A 13,684-nucleotide genomic window follows, 5' to 3' on the forward strand; every position below is an offset into this window, starting at 1 on the left:
AGAAACACTAGCAGGTAAAAAGCGTTCAGACTGGTTGCAATCAGACTTGTTGAATTAAGGGCCGTGCTTTCACGGCCGTCGCTTGTAAATAGAACTGGCTAATCACTTGCGCACGTTGCTGCATTTGCTTATTTGGACTGACGCGGTAACCAGGCTCTGCTAAGGTCATGCTCTCGGTAAAGCGAATAGCATCCTTAGCAACCCCGGCCTGCGCCAAAGTGGTTAACTCTGGAAACCGCATATCATTAACTGCCGATGCGCCCTGCTCAGCCGCAAACACTGAACTGACGCTGTCCGTAACGGGTGTTGCAGCACCACTATTACTAATTTCAGCAGCTTTTTCGGCGACCAATTCCGCTTGCGCGGCCAGTAACCGCTGTGCCGCTTCTGCAGCTATTCTCCGATCAGCAGAGGATGGTTCGGCCGGGGCTAGAGCGGCTGCTTTTACCTGCTGCATTTTTTGAATGGTGGCGCGGGGAGTGGCTTCGGGCGATATATCTATTTTTACTTCACCGCCTACTGCATATTGCTGGCCATCAGGCCCCCGCTGAAAGGTATAACTGGGTGCGCCTGCGTAGCGGCCACCGATAGTAGCATGCGCCTGCTCATGGCTACGCACTTCACGATCGCGCGCCTGTAGCTCACGAATTTGCGCCTGCTCTGCTTGTTGTTGTTGCTCCGCTTGCTGCCGTTGTTGCTCGGTCTCTTCGCCCTGGCTCTGCTCTTCTTGTTTACCTTGCTCACCCTTGCCGGCTATCGCCTGGCTGGTTTCGGTGTCGCGGCCATTACTGTCATATAAATTGAGCGCTGAACTAGTCGCAGCCGGTGCCCGTGCTTTGTCTTCAGTGGCTACCGCCTGCTCTGCCCGCCCCTTTTCCAGCTCACGCACCGGCTCGACAAGCTCGCGCCGTTGCATATCACGCCGCGCCGACTCTGTCGCCGGGTTCGCGGTGTTTATGCTGACATTAGGGTAATGCGAGACCAGTTGCATCTGACTTATACCCGCACATCAATAATGCTGCCCAGCATCTGATCGGCCGTTTGCACTGAGCGCACATTCGACTCAGCATTACGGCTTTGCTCAGTCAGTTGCACCAGGCTTTGATTAACTGATGGGGTAGTTTGTTGTGCGGTCGCTGCAGCCTGTTGATTAATTTCAACATTTTGCGCCTGAGTTTCAGCAGTTTGCCGTTCGATATTGTCGCGGTTAAGCGTTTGGCGGTTAATATTGCTGCTGGCTTCAGCAACACCATTGGCCGCGCGTTGAAATCCTTGCATACCGGATGCAAAAGCAGATTGAATGTCCATAACTTAGCTCCGTAACCACTTATCATAGTGCTTAATTATTAACCAAAACTGCCGAAAAAGATAGTACCAGTGCAATTATGCTCTGCTCAGCCACTGTTCAAACCAGCTAAGTAGCTCTGCTTGATGCGAAATAAAGGGCGCATGAGAGGCGTGGGGCACTAATGTCAGATGTGCATCTGGTTGTAATTGCTGCAATAACGGTACTATGCTCACAGGTACCAATGAATCCAGCAGGCCATAACAGCCGGCTATGGGTTGGCAAATAGCGGCAAAATCGGCGCGCAAATCTTGCTCGGCCAATAAACGTAACGCCCCTGTTACTGCAGCCTCTGTCGGCACCGGGTAAGCCGATATCACCTGCTTTAATTGCATAATATCGGCTTTTGCGCTCGCCGAGCCCATAGCCTGGATAGCTAAAAAACGGCCTATGGTTTGCTCCAGCTGCTGGCTAAGCGCCTGGGAAAATTGCTGCATTACGCCAGCAGCCATGCCGGGCCAATCTTCTTTAGCCAAAAAGCTGGGGCTGGCGGCGATTAACCCCAGCTGGCGCACTTTATCCGGGTAATACCGGGCCAGCGCTATGGCCAGTAAGCCGCCTAAAGACCAACCACACACCAGACTTTGTTGCGGTATAGCCTCAGCAATCTGCGCCAGCACCGGCTTAAGGGCGTAGCCGTCAGGAAACTGCGTGTTATGGCCAAAGCCGGGTAAATCCGGTGTCAGCAGCCGGCAATGTTTCTGCAGCATAGGGGCTATGCCCTGCCACACACCCTGGTTCAGGCCCCAGCCGTGCAAAAGTACTAAAGTGGGTTTGTCGCGTTGAACGTTATCTGCCATGCTTGTCTCAGGTAAATTTTATGCTGCAAAAGTGTATTAAATGCGTTTTAGAACTCTGTTCACTTACATCCGCTATTTATGGCAGCGCTTATGGCACTCTGTGCTGCCATCATCCTGCCTCTGGTGTAGTTTACCGGTGCAGCAGGCCAACCAGCAACTTTGTCAGCATTGCCTGCCAGCTTTGCCGCAACTGCCTTATGCGCTGTGCCATTATAATTTGCTTTGGTTACCACAGATCAGTCAGGGCCTGCCAAAGCCAGGCTTTGAGCGTTTGTTGGCACTGGCGCTGTATCAGCAGCCGTATCAGCATTGGATCCGGCAGTGGAAGTTTCAGGCAGATTTGGCCACTGAAGATTGGTTACTGGCGCAGTTTAGCCACTTATTGCAACACTACCTGGCGGCAGGTCAACCTTTACCCGAGGCGATTACCTTTGTGCCAATGCACCCCAAAAAACGCCGGAAACGTGGTTTTAACCCGGCAGAGCATATGGCAATAACGGCAGCAGAAACCCTGAAGTTGCCACTTTTGCCGCTGTTTGAGCGGCGTCAGCACAGTCACAGCCAGTTAGGGTTAAACCGGCGCCAGCGCCTGAAAAATCTGCATCAGGCTTATCAGTTCAGCCCGCAAGCACCGTTAATCTTGCCCAGCTCAGTGGCACTGATTGATGATGTGCTCACCACCGGCGCCACCGCCAGCGAGCTGTGCCGCTTACTGCGAGCACGCGGTGTATCACAAATCAGTGTCTGGACACTGGCCGTGACGCCAACGCCCAGCCATAAAAAAAACCAGAGTTAGTTCGCCTCCTCTTCCCAGGCTTCTGCATTGCCACTGGCATTAAGGGTGTGCCCTAAATAGATGGCATTCACCAGTAAGCGGCTGGAGCCGACAAAGTAGCCGCGAAATACCGGGTTATCTGTCATGGCTATTACTTTGCCTTGGCCAAGGTTATGCGCTATCAGGGCGGCGCCTTGCGCAATACGCGGAATATATTCCTCTGCGGTATAACCGGCTAAATGCGGCTGCTGTGCATAGAGCGCCACATTGACAAAAGGCCGGCTGCTTGGCTGCAACAACATATTGCTGTTTTTAAATAACGGCAGGCTATTGCTGCTAATGCCAAAGGTCAAAGGATGACTGTTGTCCAGTTCAGCACGGAAAATCGCGCCGGCAATGCGCTGCCGTCCGGCTAGTAACTCGCGGTCCTGATAACGCAAACCGGCCTGTGGGATCAGGCTATTCATATCATTACTCTGCCACACGCCAGCTTGCAATAACTTGGCATCAGACAGCCAGGCCGCGGCGCGTTTATGGCCCCACAAAATACCGCCTTGTTGCACCCATTGCCGTAAACTGGTGATCTCTGCCTCCTGCCACTGGTTATAATTACCATCCGGCAAAATAATATGGCTGTAACGCGATAAATTCAGCCGGCCCAGTCGTTGTGGCTCTGCCAGTGTTGGCGATATGCCGGCCAGCCGCTCAAAGTTGTACCAGACTTCACCGGCTTCAGTGGAATTAACACCAGGGCCAGCGATCAGCAGCACTTGCGGCAAATTGACCGGAGTAAAGTTATGGCTGCCCAGATCACTGCCAGTGGCTGTTAACCCCGTGGTAATAGCACTGATCTCCAGTGGGAAGCGCTGACTAATGGCTGACAGCCGCTCAAACCAATTGCTGTGCTGTTGTAAGCCGGAGGGCATCATCATGGCCCCGGCTTTAAAGCTTTTGATGCCAGTGCTGGTTTGCGCACTAAAATCGCCCATGGCGGCCCGCACCACCAGCCCCTCGGCCAGCAAGGCCTGTAACAGCACTGGCGCTTGCTGATCATGCCAGCTAAAGGCATAAGCATAAGCGCCTGCTGCTATTGGCGTGCTGACTGCAGCGTCAGACGCTTGCCAGGGTTGGCTGGATAAAGCAGCCCTTGCCGGCTCACGGCTGACCGCCTTAAACTCAATATTAAAGGCGTAAGGTAAGGTCCAGCTTGATACATCATAAAAGGTATTGTCGTTAAAACTTTTTTGCGTGCTAAAAGCGGCTTTAATTAAACGGTACTGAGGTTGCTGCAGTGGAATAAAATAACTGCTACCGGCAGTAAATTGCTGTTGCTCATACTGCCAGTCACGGTGTAGCGGGTAACTTATTATCTGATGTTGCTGCAGTATATCCAGTAACATGGTGAGCCGGCTGTAATCTTCAGCCTCACTGATAATGTAACCTTTAATCTTATCGCTGCGTGCCTGTTGCATGGCACTGCGATAAAAGCCTTGCTGGTAACTGAGTAAATCCTGTCGGTGGGCAACGCTGCCACGAATAGTGGATAACGAGGCAGTAAATTGATTTTTTATGGTATCGGCAAAGCTTATCACGCCATGAATCGATTCCTGCAAGTGGCCGCGACTACTGGCTTGCTCAAATAAGATCCCTACACTGCCGTTAACATCGGGGTAGGTTGACCCCTTACCGACATAAAAATCATCAAAGCTTTCTTCGGTATAATACAGCTGGCCCTGAGCATCAAAGGCCGCTGCATGAAATTCGGCCAGTATGCGGGTTAATTCGAAGTTCCGCTCAGGCGTTAGCGGGTAATTGCGACTGGGAATACCTGGCTGGAAAAAATAGGTACTGTTTGTGCCCATTTCATGAAAATCGCCCAGCACATTGGGTAGCCAATGGTGAAACTGAGCAATACGCGCCTGACTTTCCGGATGTTGCAGCAATAACCAATCACGGTTTAAATCAAACCAGTAGTGATTCGGCCGGCCATTGGGCCAGGGCTCAATGTGTTCACGATGTTGCGGATCTGCCACCGGCATGGCGCCGCGATGCATATTGGCCCACAGCGCGAAACGGTCGTGGCCATCCGGGTTTAAACTGGGCTGAATTAGAATCACCGCCTGCGACAGCCATTGCTGCACTTCATGCGTATCTACCGCCGCTAAATAATGGGCCAACACTAAGGCGGCATTCGCCGCGCTGGGTTCATTACCATGAACGCCATAGCCCAGCCAGATGACCACAGGTGCATCATCCGCTAGCGGGGCCTCACCTTTGGCTTGAGCCAAATGCTGTTGGCGTATTTGCTCAAGCCGTTGCAAATTTTCCGGTGACGATATCACTAACTGTAATAACGGCCGCCGCTCATGGCTATAGCCAATCACCTGCAGTGTCGCCCGCGGCGATTGCTCTGCTAACTGCTCAAAGTAGCGCTCAATTTGATCGTGCCGGGCATGCCAGTCACCTACGGCAAAGCCCAGTACCTGCTCAGGGGTAATAACTGACTCATCGACGGCTTCGTCAAAATAGCTGGCCTGTGCCAGACCAAAATACAGCGCACAGGCTGCCCACAACAGTTGCTTCACGTGATGTCCTCTTAGTTATAACATATCAAGTTAGCCAGAAACGACGCTAAAACTCAAGCAGGGCTGGCATCTGCTACTGAGGCAGAGTATCATAGGCTATACCCTAGTAATTTAGTCAGGTACTTATTATGATCACTATTTCAGAGCAGGCGCAGGCACACTTTGCCAAGCTGTTAGAAAAACAACCGGCCGGCACCAATATTCGGGTGTTTGTGGTCAATCCTGGCACGGCTTCAGCGGAATGTGGTGTGTCTTACTGCCCGCCAGATGCAGTAGAAGAAACCGATTTACGCCTGCCTTTTACCGGCTTTGATGCGGTAGTGGATGACGAAAGCAAACCCTTTTTACTTGATGCCGAAATAGATTTCGTCACAGACCAAATGGGCTCACAGCTAACATTAAAAGCGCCAAACGCCAAAGTACGCAAGGTGAGTGACAACGCCTCTTTAATGGAGCGGGTACAATATACCATTGACAGTGAAATCAATCCGCAACTGGCTAACCATGGCGGTCGGGTGACTATTATGGAACTGACCGACAGTGGCGTGGCAGTTCTGCAATTTGGTGGCGGTTGTAATGGCTGTTCTCAGGTTGATTTAACACTGAAAGAAGGCATTGAAAAAGAACTGCTGGCGCGCTTTAGTGGCGAACTGACGGGAGTGAAAGACATCACTGAGCATCAGCGCGGCGAGCATTCCTATTACTAGCTAAGTCGCTAAATTAACCGCTGTAGCAAGTTGTGGCCACATGACGGCACCGCGCCTTTTATGCTATAACAACCCCGATGATTTACTTCGGGGTTTTTTTATGCGCATTTTTATCACTGTTATCCTGCTATTCAGTTTAATACTGCCGGCGCAGGCCGCCGTGATGCTGATATACCATCATGTCGCCGATAACACACCACGCGTTAGCAGTGTCACCAAAGAAGAACTACGTGGCCATCTGCAATATTTTAAAGATAATAATTTTCAGGTGATAGGTCTGGACTTACTGATCCAGCAACTGCAACAAGGCTTACCGATTGCCGATAATGCTGTGGTGATCACTTTTGATGACAGCTTTGAAAATAATTACACTGCCGCCCACCCTATCCTGATGGAATTTGGCTATCCCTATACCATTTTTATCAGCCCGGGCAGCATAGATGACAGAGTCGGCCCGGTACTAAACTGGGATCAGGTTAAAAAAATGGCGGCCGATGGTGTGCTGGTGGCTAACCATGCCATGCATCATGAACGTATGGCGCGCCCTGAGCCTGGTGAGTCAGAGGAAGATTGGTTAAAACGGATGGAACAAAGCATTTTACAGGCTGAGCAGCGCATAAAGGAAGAAACCGGCCAAAGCCACCAATGGCTGGCCTATCCTTATGGCGAGTTCAGCAATGCGTTAGAAGCCTTAGTTGAGCGGCTGGGCTTTATTGGCATAGGTCAGCAATCAGGTGCTATAGGCCCGGCCACTAAGTTAACCCGCATTCCACGTTTCCCGGCTGCCGGTCAATATGCGGATTTAAAAGATTTAGCCCAGAAACTGCGTACCCTGGCATTTACGATAACGGATTACCTGTCGGCTGATCAGGTTATCAGCGCTAACCCACCTACTTTACGCTTACGCTTAGAGATTAAGGATTTCTTACCGCAACAACTGCGCTGCTATGCCGGTAGCGAAGTCCTGGAGCCGGTATGGCTTGATGCTAACACCTTTGAAGTGACCGCCAGTAAAGCCGTCAACCGCGGCCGCAGTCGCTACAACTGCACCGCACCTTCCCTCAGTAAACGCGGCTACTTCTACTGGTATTCACAGCAGTGGTTAAACTAAAAATTTAATTTCCAGTAAGAAACCTTTGGGGTCAGGCCTTGCTTTTTGCATTAATTATCAATATGTTAATAAATGCAAAAAGCAAGGGCTGACCCCATCAATGTTGAAAAGGATTTTCTGTGAAAATGTTGCTTACGCTTGCCGCTGTTTACGGCCTCTTTACTCTGACAGTCAGTGCACAGCCCATTGCCTTAAGCCCTGTTCCTGGTTGGGTTGAACCTATACAACCGGTGCAGCGCAGTGCCATTCCTACCCAGGAGATTAAAAATGGGATTTATTACTTATTGGCCGATACGCAACTAACAGTGCCCGCTCAAGGTGCCCAGCAACGCTTTGAACACTACGCCAGTCTGGTGATGAATACGAGAGGTCTGGAGGACGCCGGTCAGATCACTATTCACTTTGATCCGCTGTATCAGCAACTCCAGTTGCATCAGTTAAATATTATCCGGGACGGCATCAGCAGTAGCCGTTACTCCCAGGCCAGGATCAGTCTGGTGCAAACCGAGCAGGATTTACAAAAGTTGCTGTATTACGGAAAAACAGCACTGAATATTGTGCTGCCTGACGTACGAGTGGGCGATATAGTGCAATACAGTTATAGTCTTACGGGTAGCAACCCGGTGTTTGCCGACCGCTTCAATCACAGCCAGAGTCTTAACTGGTCGGTGCCGCTGCACCAGCAGCACTGGCGGCTGATTTGGCAAAAGCCTGAGCCGCTGTATTATCGCTTTAGTCAGCAACCCTTACCTTTGCGAATCACCAGCTCTGCTGAAGCCACTATTTATCAGCTCACACAGACAGATGTTGCGGTTGCCAAAGTGGAAGACGATACCCCTGACTGGTATAGCCCTTATAACACTTTGTCATTAAGTAACAGCGAGCAATGGCAGGATATCGCGCAGTGGGGCAGTAGCTTATTTGAACCAGCCATTAGCAACAGCCGGACCGTCACGGAAAAAGTCGCCCGCTGGCAGCTTGAGCATGCCACAGCTGAGCAGCAAATTATCGCCGCCTTGCTGTTTGTGCAAACCGATATTAGATATCTTGGGATTGAATTAGGCGAAAGCTCACACAAGCCGGCGTCAGCAGAGCAAGTATTGCTGCAGCGCTATGGTGATTGTAAAGATAAAAGCGTACTGCTGGTTAGCATGTTACGCCAGCTTGGTCACCAGGCGGTGCCTGTGCTGGTTAACACCGAGCGCGCCGCCAAGATTGCTGATGTATTGCCCTCTGCACATGCCTTTGATCATGCCATTGTGAAACTGGAATTTAATAACACCACTTACTGGCTTGATCCAACCCGCAGTCATCAGGGCGGGCCACTCAGCACCCTGTATCAGCCTGACTACGGTGTTGCACTGGAGTTGGCAAAGGGTGTTAACCAACTCACATCGATGTCCTCCGCCAGGCAATATACTAAAACACTGATAAATGACCACTTTCAGCTAACTGATTCCTTATCAAAACCAGCGAACTATACTGTCAGCACCCTTTATAGTGGCTTGGCGGCCGAAAGAGTTCGGTCACAATTTGCCCGAAACAGCCTGAACCAGAAAGAGGAAGACTATACGCAATTCTATAGCCGCTATTACGCCACTATTACGCAGGCGGCACCCATTATCAAAACGGATGATCGGGCGCAAGGCACAGTTAAAATTGATGAGTTTTACCTGATAAGCGATTTTTGGGATAGCGAGGATAACCATAAATTCAGCGCCAATTTTTATACAAATGGCATCAGTAGTTATCTGGAGCAGCCAAAAATAGCCGCTAACCGCAGCCAACCTTTTGCTATTGATCACCCGGTGGATATTGAACAAACACTGACCATTCAGCTGAATGACGTTAACTGGCAGTTTGAAGAAGAAACAGTGCAGGAGTTAAACCCATTTTTTCAATATCAAAGTCAGGTTCAGTTTGATAAAGCGACCAACACCCTTACCCTGAATTATCAGTATAAGAGCCTGACAGACCATATTCTGCCAGAGCAGCGCAGCGACTATCTGGCAGCAGTAAGCAGAGCCCGGGAAGACTTACACATGGGCCTGGTTCAGAATACGCAGGCGACCACAGAAGTAGATGACATGGCAGATACCAGCACAATACTGGCCATATTGTTTATTTGCAGCTATGCCATGTTGTGTTTAATCTGTATTGCCTTATGGCTACTGGATCCACCACCAATTGCATCGGAGCAACATTTTCCGGAGCCTGTGGTGCGTTTCATCCTGACCTGGCTGGTGACATTCAGTCTCTTCGGTTTGTATTGGTGTCTGAAAAACGGTGCTTTGCTTAACAAAGCTAAAGCACAGCAAAGCGCTTTGCCTTAGCTCACGCTTTACTGCCGTTGCAGTTGCTTTAGTACCAGTGGGAAATCCGCTATAAGCTGTTCGGATTCAATTAACGGTATTTTTCCCACTGCCATTTCCGGTTTAAACATCGCCACCAGTTGGCCTTGCGGGTTAATTAATACCACTGAGGCACTGTGATCAACCAGGTAATCAGGAGCTGTAGTGCTACTCATCGCATACATTAAGCCAAGCTGGCGTACGAAGGGGAATAACTGATCATGGCCGGCGGTCACACCCAGCAGTGCCGGCTGCTGAAAATAATCGACATATTGTTTTAACTGCGCCGGAGTATCGCGCTGAGGGTCGACCGACACAAACCAGATTTGCAACGGTTTATCGACCATAGCGGCTAACTCTGGCTGCACGCCGGCCAGCTTAGCCAGCGTTAATGGGCAAATATCCGGGCAATAAGTATAACCGACAAAAGCCAGTGTCCATTTGCCATATAAATTTTCCCGGCTAACCGGCTCTGCGTGCTGATCAAGCAACGAAAAATCGGCAAGATTACGCGGCTGAGGGAAGACCAGCGCATGCTCTGGTAACGCTGAACTGCGTTGCTGCAAGGCAAAAAACACACCGGCAATGACAAATGCAGCCGCAAATAACACTATTAATACATTACGAAACATAGAGCGCAGATACCTTAAAATAATGATCAACCAGTAACAGCAAGAAGAGTAACATCAGATGCACGATAGAAAATTTAAAGGTGGCCATGGCGGTACTGTCATCAGCTGCAAACTTTAACTTCCAGGCGTATTGTAAAAAACGCAGGTTAAGTAGACAGCTTCCTAATAAATAAATGACGCCTGTCATACCAACAATATATGGCATTAGGCACACCAGACATAAAATTAATGTGTAAATTAAAATAGCCGTTTTGGTGTACTCAATACCATGGGTTACCGGCAACATCGGCATGTTAACTTTGGCATAATCGTCACGGCGGTGAATAGACAGCGCCCAAAAATGCGGTGGGGTCCATGCAAATATAATCATCACTAACAACAATGCATGAGCATGAATGTCGCCAGTAATAGCTGTCCAGCCTAATAATGGCGGCATAGCACCGGCTAAACCTCCTATTACGATATTTTGCGGCGTAGCACGCTTTAAAAACATGGTGTATACCACTGCATAACCAAACAAGCTAAGCAGCGTTAACCAAGCGGTAAGTGGGTTAACTCCCAGATACAGCAGTACAAAACCACCACCCGCTAATGAGGTCGCAAAGGCAATTGCCTGCTGTGAACTTACCCGGCCTTTTGCCACAGGCCTACTGTGAGTGCGTGCCATTTGCGCATCGATCCGCTGATCCACAACATGGTTTAACGCTGCAGCCGCGCCCGACAATAAGCCTATGCCAAGGGTAGCCATTACCATTACTACTGGATCCGGTAAGCCTTGAGTCGCCAGCATCATACCTACCCACGCTGTCAGCACTAACAACGCCACCACTTTAGGTTTAGTTAATTCAAGATAATCCCGCCACAGAGGAACTAACCGCCTAGCAGCTAATACTGTTGCCATTTATGCCTCCTTGCTCAAAGGCCGATACAGTAAGTAAAGCAAAACCACTAAAAGCATAAGCAGGTTTGCACCAATAAAATTATGTGCCACCGCATTTGCCAAGGGTAAATGCAGTACAACATTTAATACCCCAAGGGTAAACTGAATGCCCAATACCACGGCGATAGCCATTGTTAAACCTCGCAATAAGCTGCTGCTGGCCACCCGGTAAAGCCGCCATAACAGCAGACAGAGCACTGACAGGGTAACAAGGGCACCAATACGGTGTAACACATGAATGGTGGCTCTGGCGTCGGCCGACATCACCCCGAACTCGTAATCATCATGTCCCAGATGTAAATCAAAAGCCTCGGCAAAAGCCAGCCGTCCAGTCCAACCTGCTTCACAAAACGGTAGCTCTATACAGGCAAGGGCAGCGTAATTGGCCGCGGTCCAGCCACCCAACGCAATTTGCATCAGCACCACCAGCGTGGCCCCTATGGCCAATGGTTTCAGTGCCTGCAATTGTGGTTTAGGCTGCAATCGCAGTTCAGGTGTTAATTCTAGCCAGTACACCACTAATAAACAGAAGATGGTAAAACCGCCCAGTAAATGCGCCAATACAATGATCGGCAATAAGCCCATAGTGACGGTCCAAGCGCCCAGCGCTGCCTGAAAAATTACCAGTGACAGTAACGCCGCGGGAAATAGCTGCGGTTTTTTTCGTTTAACCCAGCTGGCGATAAAAATTGCGCCAATTAACAAGCCAAGACTGCCGGCAAGATAGCGATGGATCATCTCATTCCAGGCTTTTTGTGGCTCTAACGGCCGCTCGGGAAACAACTCTGCCGCTAAGGCAACATTTTGTGGTTTTTGCGGTACTTTTAAAAAACCATAACAGCCAGGCCAATCCGGGCAACCAAGCCCGGCATCAGTCAGTCTGGTAAAGGCACCGTAAATAATCACTACCATAGTCAGGATAATGGTAACGCTGACTAGCCATTTAAACTTTGTCATACACTGGTCCGATCGTAGTTCATCAGTTTTAATAAATCGGCACGCACGCTACGCGCCGTTTCAGCCATATCTTCAGCTTGCTCTGGCATTGGATAACTGAGTAACACCAGGCCTTTGCGATCCACCAGTACTATAGTGTTGCGCAGTTGCTCTGGCAGCTCAATCAGCGCTGCAGCTTGCTGAAACATCGGATACTCTGCCGGCTGAGGTATCTGGCCAATCAACACTGGTACCACCTGCACTTGTTTACGGCCAAGACCAATATACATTTGCTTAATGGTGTGCAATGCCTGCAAACATGATTGCTGACAATCCTGCTGCGGAATTAACGCTATGCGCCAGTGATCAGGACGCTGACTGGCGTCTTCCAGTAGAAAATACTCTTGCTGCAACCACTGACCTTTGCTGGAGCTACCCGGATTAAACCAGCCCAACTCCAGCACAATTTTTGCGCCAAGCAGTGGCAAGGCGCAACACACTATAAATAACAGCAGAAATTTATTTTTATTCATCGTTCTTACCTGCTTGATAACTGGCAGCGAGGGCCACCGCCAGTACTGCTAAACCCAGCATAAACCATTGAAAGGCATAGCCGCGATGTTTTTCCGGCGGCATCACTACTGCCTGATAGTGCGGGATAAAATCACTGCCATGCTGTTGATATACCATGGCATGATACAAAGTTACTGGCAATGCTTTCTGCAGCTCTGCAAGCTCAATTTGTTGTATCCGTAGCGGCCAGCCGCTGCCATCGGTATTTTGCCCAAGTCGCAGGCCACCAACTTCGCTGCGCAGCAAACCATCAATGTTGATTTGCTCTGGAATATCGATGTCAGGTAACTCAGAGCGGCTTTGTGGTGCCCGCACCCAGCCTAAATTCACCAGCAACAGAGTGTTCTCCGACGCAAATTGCACAGGGATCACCACATCGTAACCCACTTTTCCTTCTACAATACGGTTATCCAGCAGCCAGATATAAGGCGCTAACCAACGGCCAGTGTCTTGCACTATAGCGCCATCCGCCTCGGCCGGGGGCAGCTGCAATACCTGGGCAAAGCGCAAAGGCCCTTGTTGCTGCATCACAGAAAGTTGCTGTAATTGCGTCGTTTTTTCTGCTGCCCGCTGCCACTGCCAGTGTGCAAGCTTGATTAAAATGGCAAAAGCAGTCAGAGTAACCAGCAACCAGACAGGGTGGATCGCCAATACGCGACCTGCAATGTTAATTCGCATGATGCGCTAACCGGAGAACTAAAAGCATGTTGATTAAACTTGTTATCATCGCACTACTACTTTTTATGCTATTTAATCTGTTTAAGGCTGGCGTTATTATGCTGCGCAACGACTCAGGGCAGAACACATCACGTCATCTGGGCCGTCGCGTACTCTATGCCGGTCTGGCGCTGGGCCTGATTATTCTAGCGATACTGCTGGGGCTAGTAACACCTAACCCCAGACCTTATTAAGCCGGCTCAACATTCGCC

General features: G+C 49.9%; 14 protein-coding genes. 5 read left to right on the forward strand and 9 right to left on the reverse strand.

The genetic code is table 11. The annotated features are described in order from the left end of the window. Positions 1–40: 40 nt before the first annotated feature. The 3 genes from V7D78_RS03130 to bioH all read right to left on the reverse strand — a co-directional run bounded on the left by V7D78_RS03130 (position 41) and on the right by bioH (position 2,145). Entirely contained in the window at positions 41–991 is a 951-nt protein-coding gene (locus V7D78_RS03130) for a putative metalloprotease CJM1_0395 family protein (RefSeq protein WP_333606971.1), read from the reverse strand. Positions 992–996: 5 nt separating this feature from the next. Continuing rightward, on the reverse strand, positions 997–1,308 hold the full coding sequence (locus V7D78_RS03135) for an excinuclease ATPase subunit (protein WP_333606972.1): 312 nt from the start codon (positions 1,306–1,308) through the stop codon (positions 997–999). Between the two features lie 75 nt (positions 1,309–1,383). After that, positions 1,384–2,145 (reverse strand): pimeloyl-ACP methyl ester esterase BioH, encoded by a 762-nt coding sequence (gene bioH, locus V7D78_RS03140; protein ID WP_333606973.1) that lies wholly within the window; start codon positions 2,143–2,145, stop codon positions 1,384–1,386. Positions 2,146–2,185: 40 nt separating this feature from the next. Here bioH and V7D78_RS03145 point away from each other — a divergent pair, with 40 nt between their 5' ends. Continuing rightward, the gene (locus tag V7D78_RS03145) at positions 2,186–2,941 is read left to right on the forward strand and encodes a ComF family protein (protein ID WP_333606974.1); all 756 of its coding nucleotides are present in this window, start codon (positions 2,186–2,188) and stop codon (positions 2,939–2,941) included. On the opposite strand, the gene V7D78_RS03150 is transcribed toward V7D78_RS03145, so the two are convergent. Next, entirely contained in the window at positions 2,938–5,505 is a 2,568-nt protein-coding gene (locus tag V7D78_RS03150) for a M14 family zinc carboxypeptidase (RefSeq protein WP_333606975.1), read from the reverse strand. The two genes, V7D78_RS03145 and V7D78_RS03150, sit on opposite strands and share 4 nt — an antisense overlap. A 128-nt stretch (positions 5,506–5,633) precedes the next feature. On the opposite strand from V7D78_RS03150, the gene nfuA reads away from it, so the two are divergent. The 3 genes from nfuA to V7D78_RS03165 all read left to right on the forward strand — a co-directional run bounded on the left by nfuA (position 5,634) and on the right by V7D78_RS03165 (position 9,656). After that, entirely contained in the window at positions 5,634–6,212 is a 579-nt protein-coding gene (gene nfuA / locus V7D78_RS03155) for a Fe-S biogenesis protein NfuA (protein WP_333606976.1), read from the forward strand. A 100-nt stretch (positions 6,213–6,312) separates the two neighbouring features. Next, complete coding sequence (locus tag V7D78_RS03160; protein ID WP_333606977.1) at positions 6,313–7,323, forward strand: polysaccharide deacetylase family protein; 1,011 nt, start codon at positions 6,313–6,315, stop codon at positions 7,321–7,323. A gap of 125 nt (positions 7,324–7,448) precedes the next feature. Continuing rightward, a complete protein-coding gene (locus V7D78_RS03165) occupies positions 7,449–9,656 on the forward strand; it encodes a DUF3857 domain-containing transglutaminase family protein (RefSeq protein ID WP_333607008.1) in 2,208 nt (735 codons plus the stop codon). 8 nt (positions 9,657–9,664) lie between these two features. Here V7D78_RS03165 and V7D78_RS03170 read toward each other — a convergent pair whose 3' ends face one another. The 5 genes from V7D78_RS03170 to V7D78_RS03190 are packed head-to-tail and all read right to left on the reverse strand — an operon-like array spanning position 9,665 to position 13,433. Continuing rightward, on the reverse strand, positions 9,665–10,306 hold the full coding sequence (locus V7D78_RS03170) for an SCO family protein (RefSeq protein WP_333606978.1): 642 nt from the start codon (positions 10,304–10,306) through the stop codon (positions 9,665–9,667). Further along, positions 10,296–11,207, reverse strand: coding sequence for a heme o synthase (gene cyoE, locus V7D78_RS03175; protein ID WP_333606979.1), 912 nt, complete (start codon positions 11,205–11,207; stop codon positions 10,296–10,298). The genes V7D78_RS03170 and cyoE overlap by 11 nt, the downstream gene beginning before the upstream one ends. Next, a complete protein-coding gene (locus V7D78_RS03180; protein ID WP_333606980.1) occupies positions 11,208–12,203 on the reverse strand; it encodes a COX15/CtaA family protein in 996 nt (331 codons plus the stop codon). Further along, positions 12,200–12,715, reverse strand: a complete 516-nt coding sequence (locus V7D78_RS03185; RefSeq protein ID WP_333606981.1) for a hypothetical protein — start codon at positions 12,713–12,715, stop codon at positions 12,200–12,202. Before V7D78_RS03185 ends, V7D78_RS03180 begins: the two co-directional genes overlap by 4 nt. Beyond that, positions 12,708–13,433 (reverse strand): SURF1 family protein, encoded by a 726-nt coding sequence (locus V7D78_RS03190; protein ID WP_333606982.1) that lies wholly within the window; start codon positions 13,431–13,433, stop codon positions 12,708–12,710. Before V7D78_RS03190 ends, V7D78_RS03185 begins: the two co-directional genes overlap by 8 nt. A gap of 26 nt (positions 13,434–13,459) precedes the next feature. Here V7D78_RS03190 and V7D78_RS03195 point away from each other — a divergent pair, with 26 nt between their 5' ends. After that, positions 13,460–13,666 carry a DUF2909 family protein gene (locus tag V7D78_RS03195; protein WP_333606983.1) on the forward strand — a complete coding sequence of 69 codons (207 nt, stop codon included), beginning with the start codon at positions 13,460–13,462 and terminating at the stop codon, positions 13,664–13,666. The last annotated feature ends 18 nt before the right edge of the window (positions 13,667–13,684 follow it).

The organism is Arsukibacterium sp. (genome assembly GCF_036735525.1).
Taxonomy (GTDB): domain Bacteria; phylum Pseudomonadota; class Gammaproteobacteria; order Enterobacterales; family Alteromonadaceae; genus Alishewanella.

Coding starts and splice junctions, on each gene's coding strand:
- V7D78_RS03130 (WP_333606971.1), bottom strand. CDS start 991: ATGCAACTGGTCTCGCATTACCCTAATGTCAGCATAAACACCGCGAAC.
- V7D78_RS03135 (WP_333606972.1), bottom strand. CDS start 1,308: ATGGACATTCAATCTGCTTTTGCATCCGGTATGCAAGGATTTCAACGC.
- bioH (WP_333606973.1), bottom strand. CDS start 2,145: ATGGCAGATAACGTTCAACGCGACAAACCCACTTTAGTACTTTTGCAC.
- V7D78_RS03145 (WP_333606974.1), top strand. CDS start 2,186: ATGCGTTTTAGAACTCTGTTCACTTACATCCGCTATTTATGGCAGCGC.
- nfuA (WP_333606976.1), top strand. CDS start 5,634: ATGATCACTATTTCAGAGCAGGCGCAGGCACACTTTGCCAAGCTGTTA.
- V7D78_RS03160 (WP_333606977.1), top strand. CDS start 6,313: ATGCGCATTTTTATCACTGTTATCCTGCTATTCAGTTTAATACTGCCG.
- V7D78_RS03165 (WP_333607008.1), top strand. CDS start 7,449: ATGTTGCTTACGCTTGCCGCTGTTTACGGCCTCTTTACTCTGACAGTC.
- V7D78_RS03170 (WP_333606978.1), bottom strand. CDS start 10,306: ATGTTTCGTAATGTATTAATAGTGTTATTTGCGGCTGCATTTGTCATT.
- cyoE (WP_333606979.1), bottom strand. CDS start 11,207: ATGGCAACAGTATTAGCTGCTAGGCGGTTAGTTCCTCTGTGGCGGGAT.
- V7D78_RS03180 (WP_333606980.1), bottom strand. CDS start 12,203: ATGACAAAGTTTAAATGGCTAGTCAGCGTTACCATTATCCTGACTATG.
- V7D78_RS03185 (WP_333606981.1), bottom strand. CDS start 12,715: ATGAATAAAAATAAATTTCTGCTGTTATTTATAGTGTGTTGCGCCTTG.
- V7D78_RS03190 (WP_333606982.1), bottom strand. CDS start 13,433: ATGCGAATTAACATTGCAGGTCGCGTATTGGCGATCCACCCTGTCTGG.
- V7D78_RS03195 (WP_333606983.1), top strand. CDS start 13,460: ATGTTGATTAAACTTGTTATCATCGCACTACTACTTTTTATGCTATTT.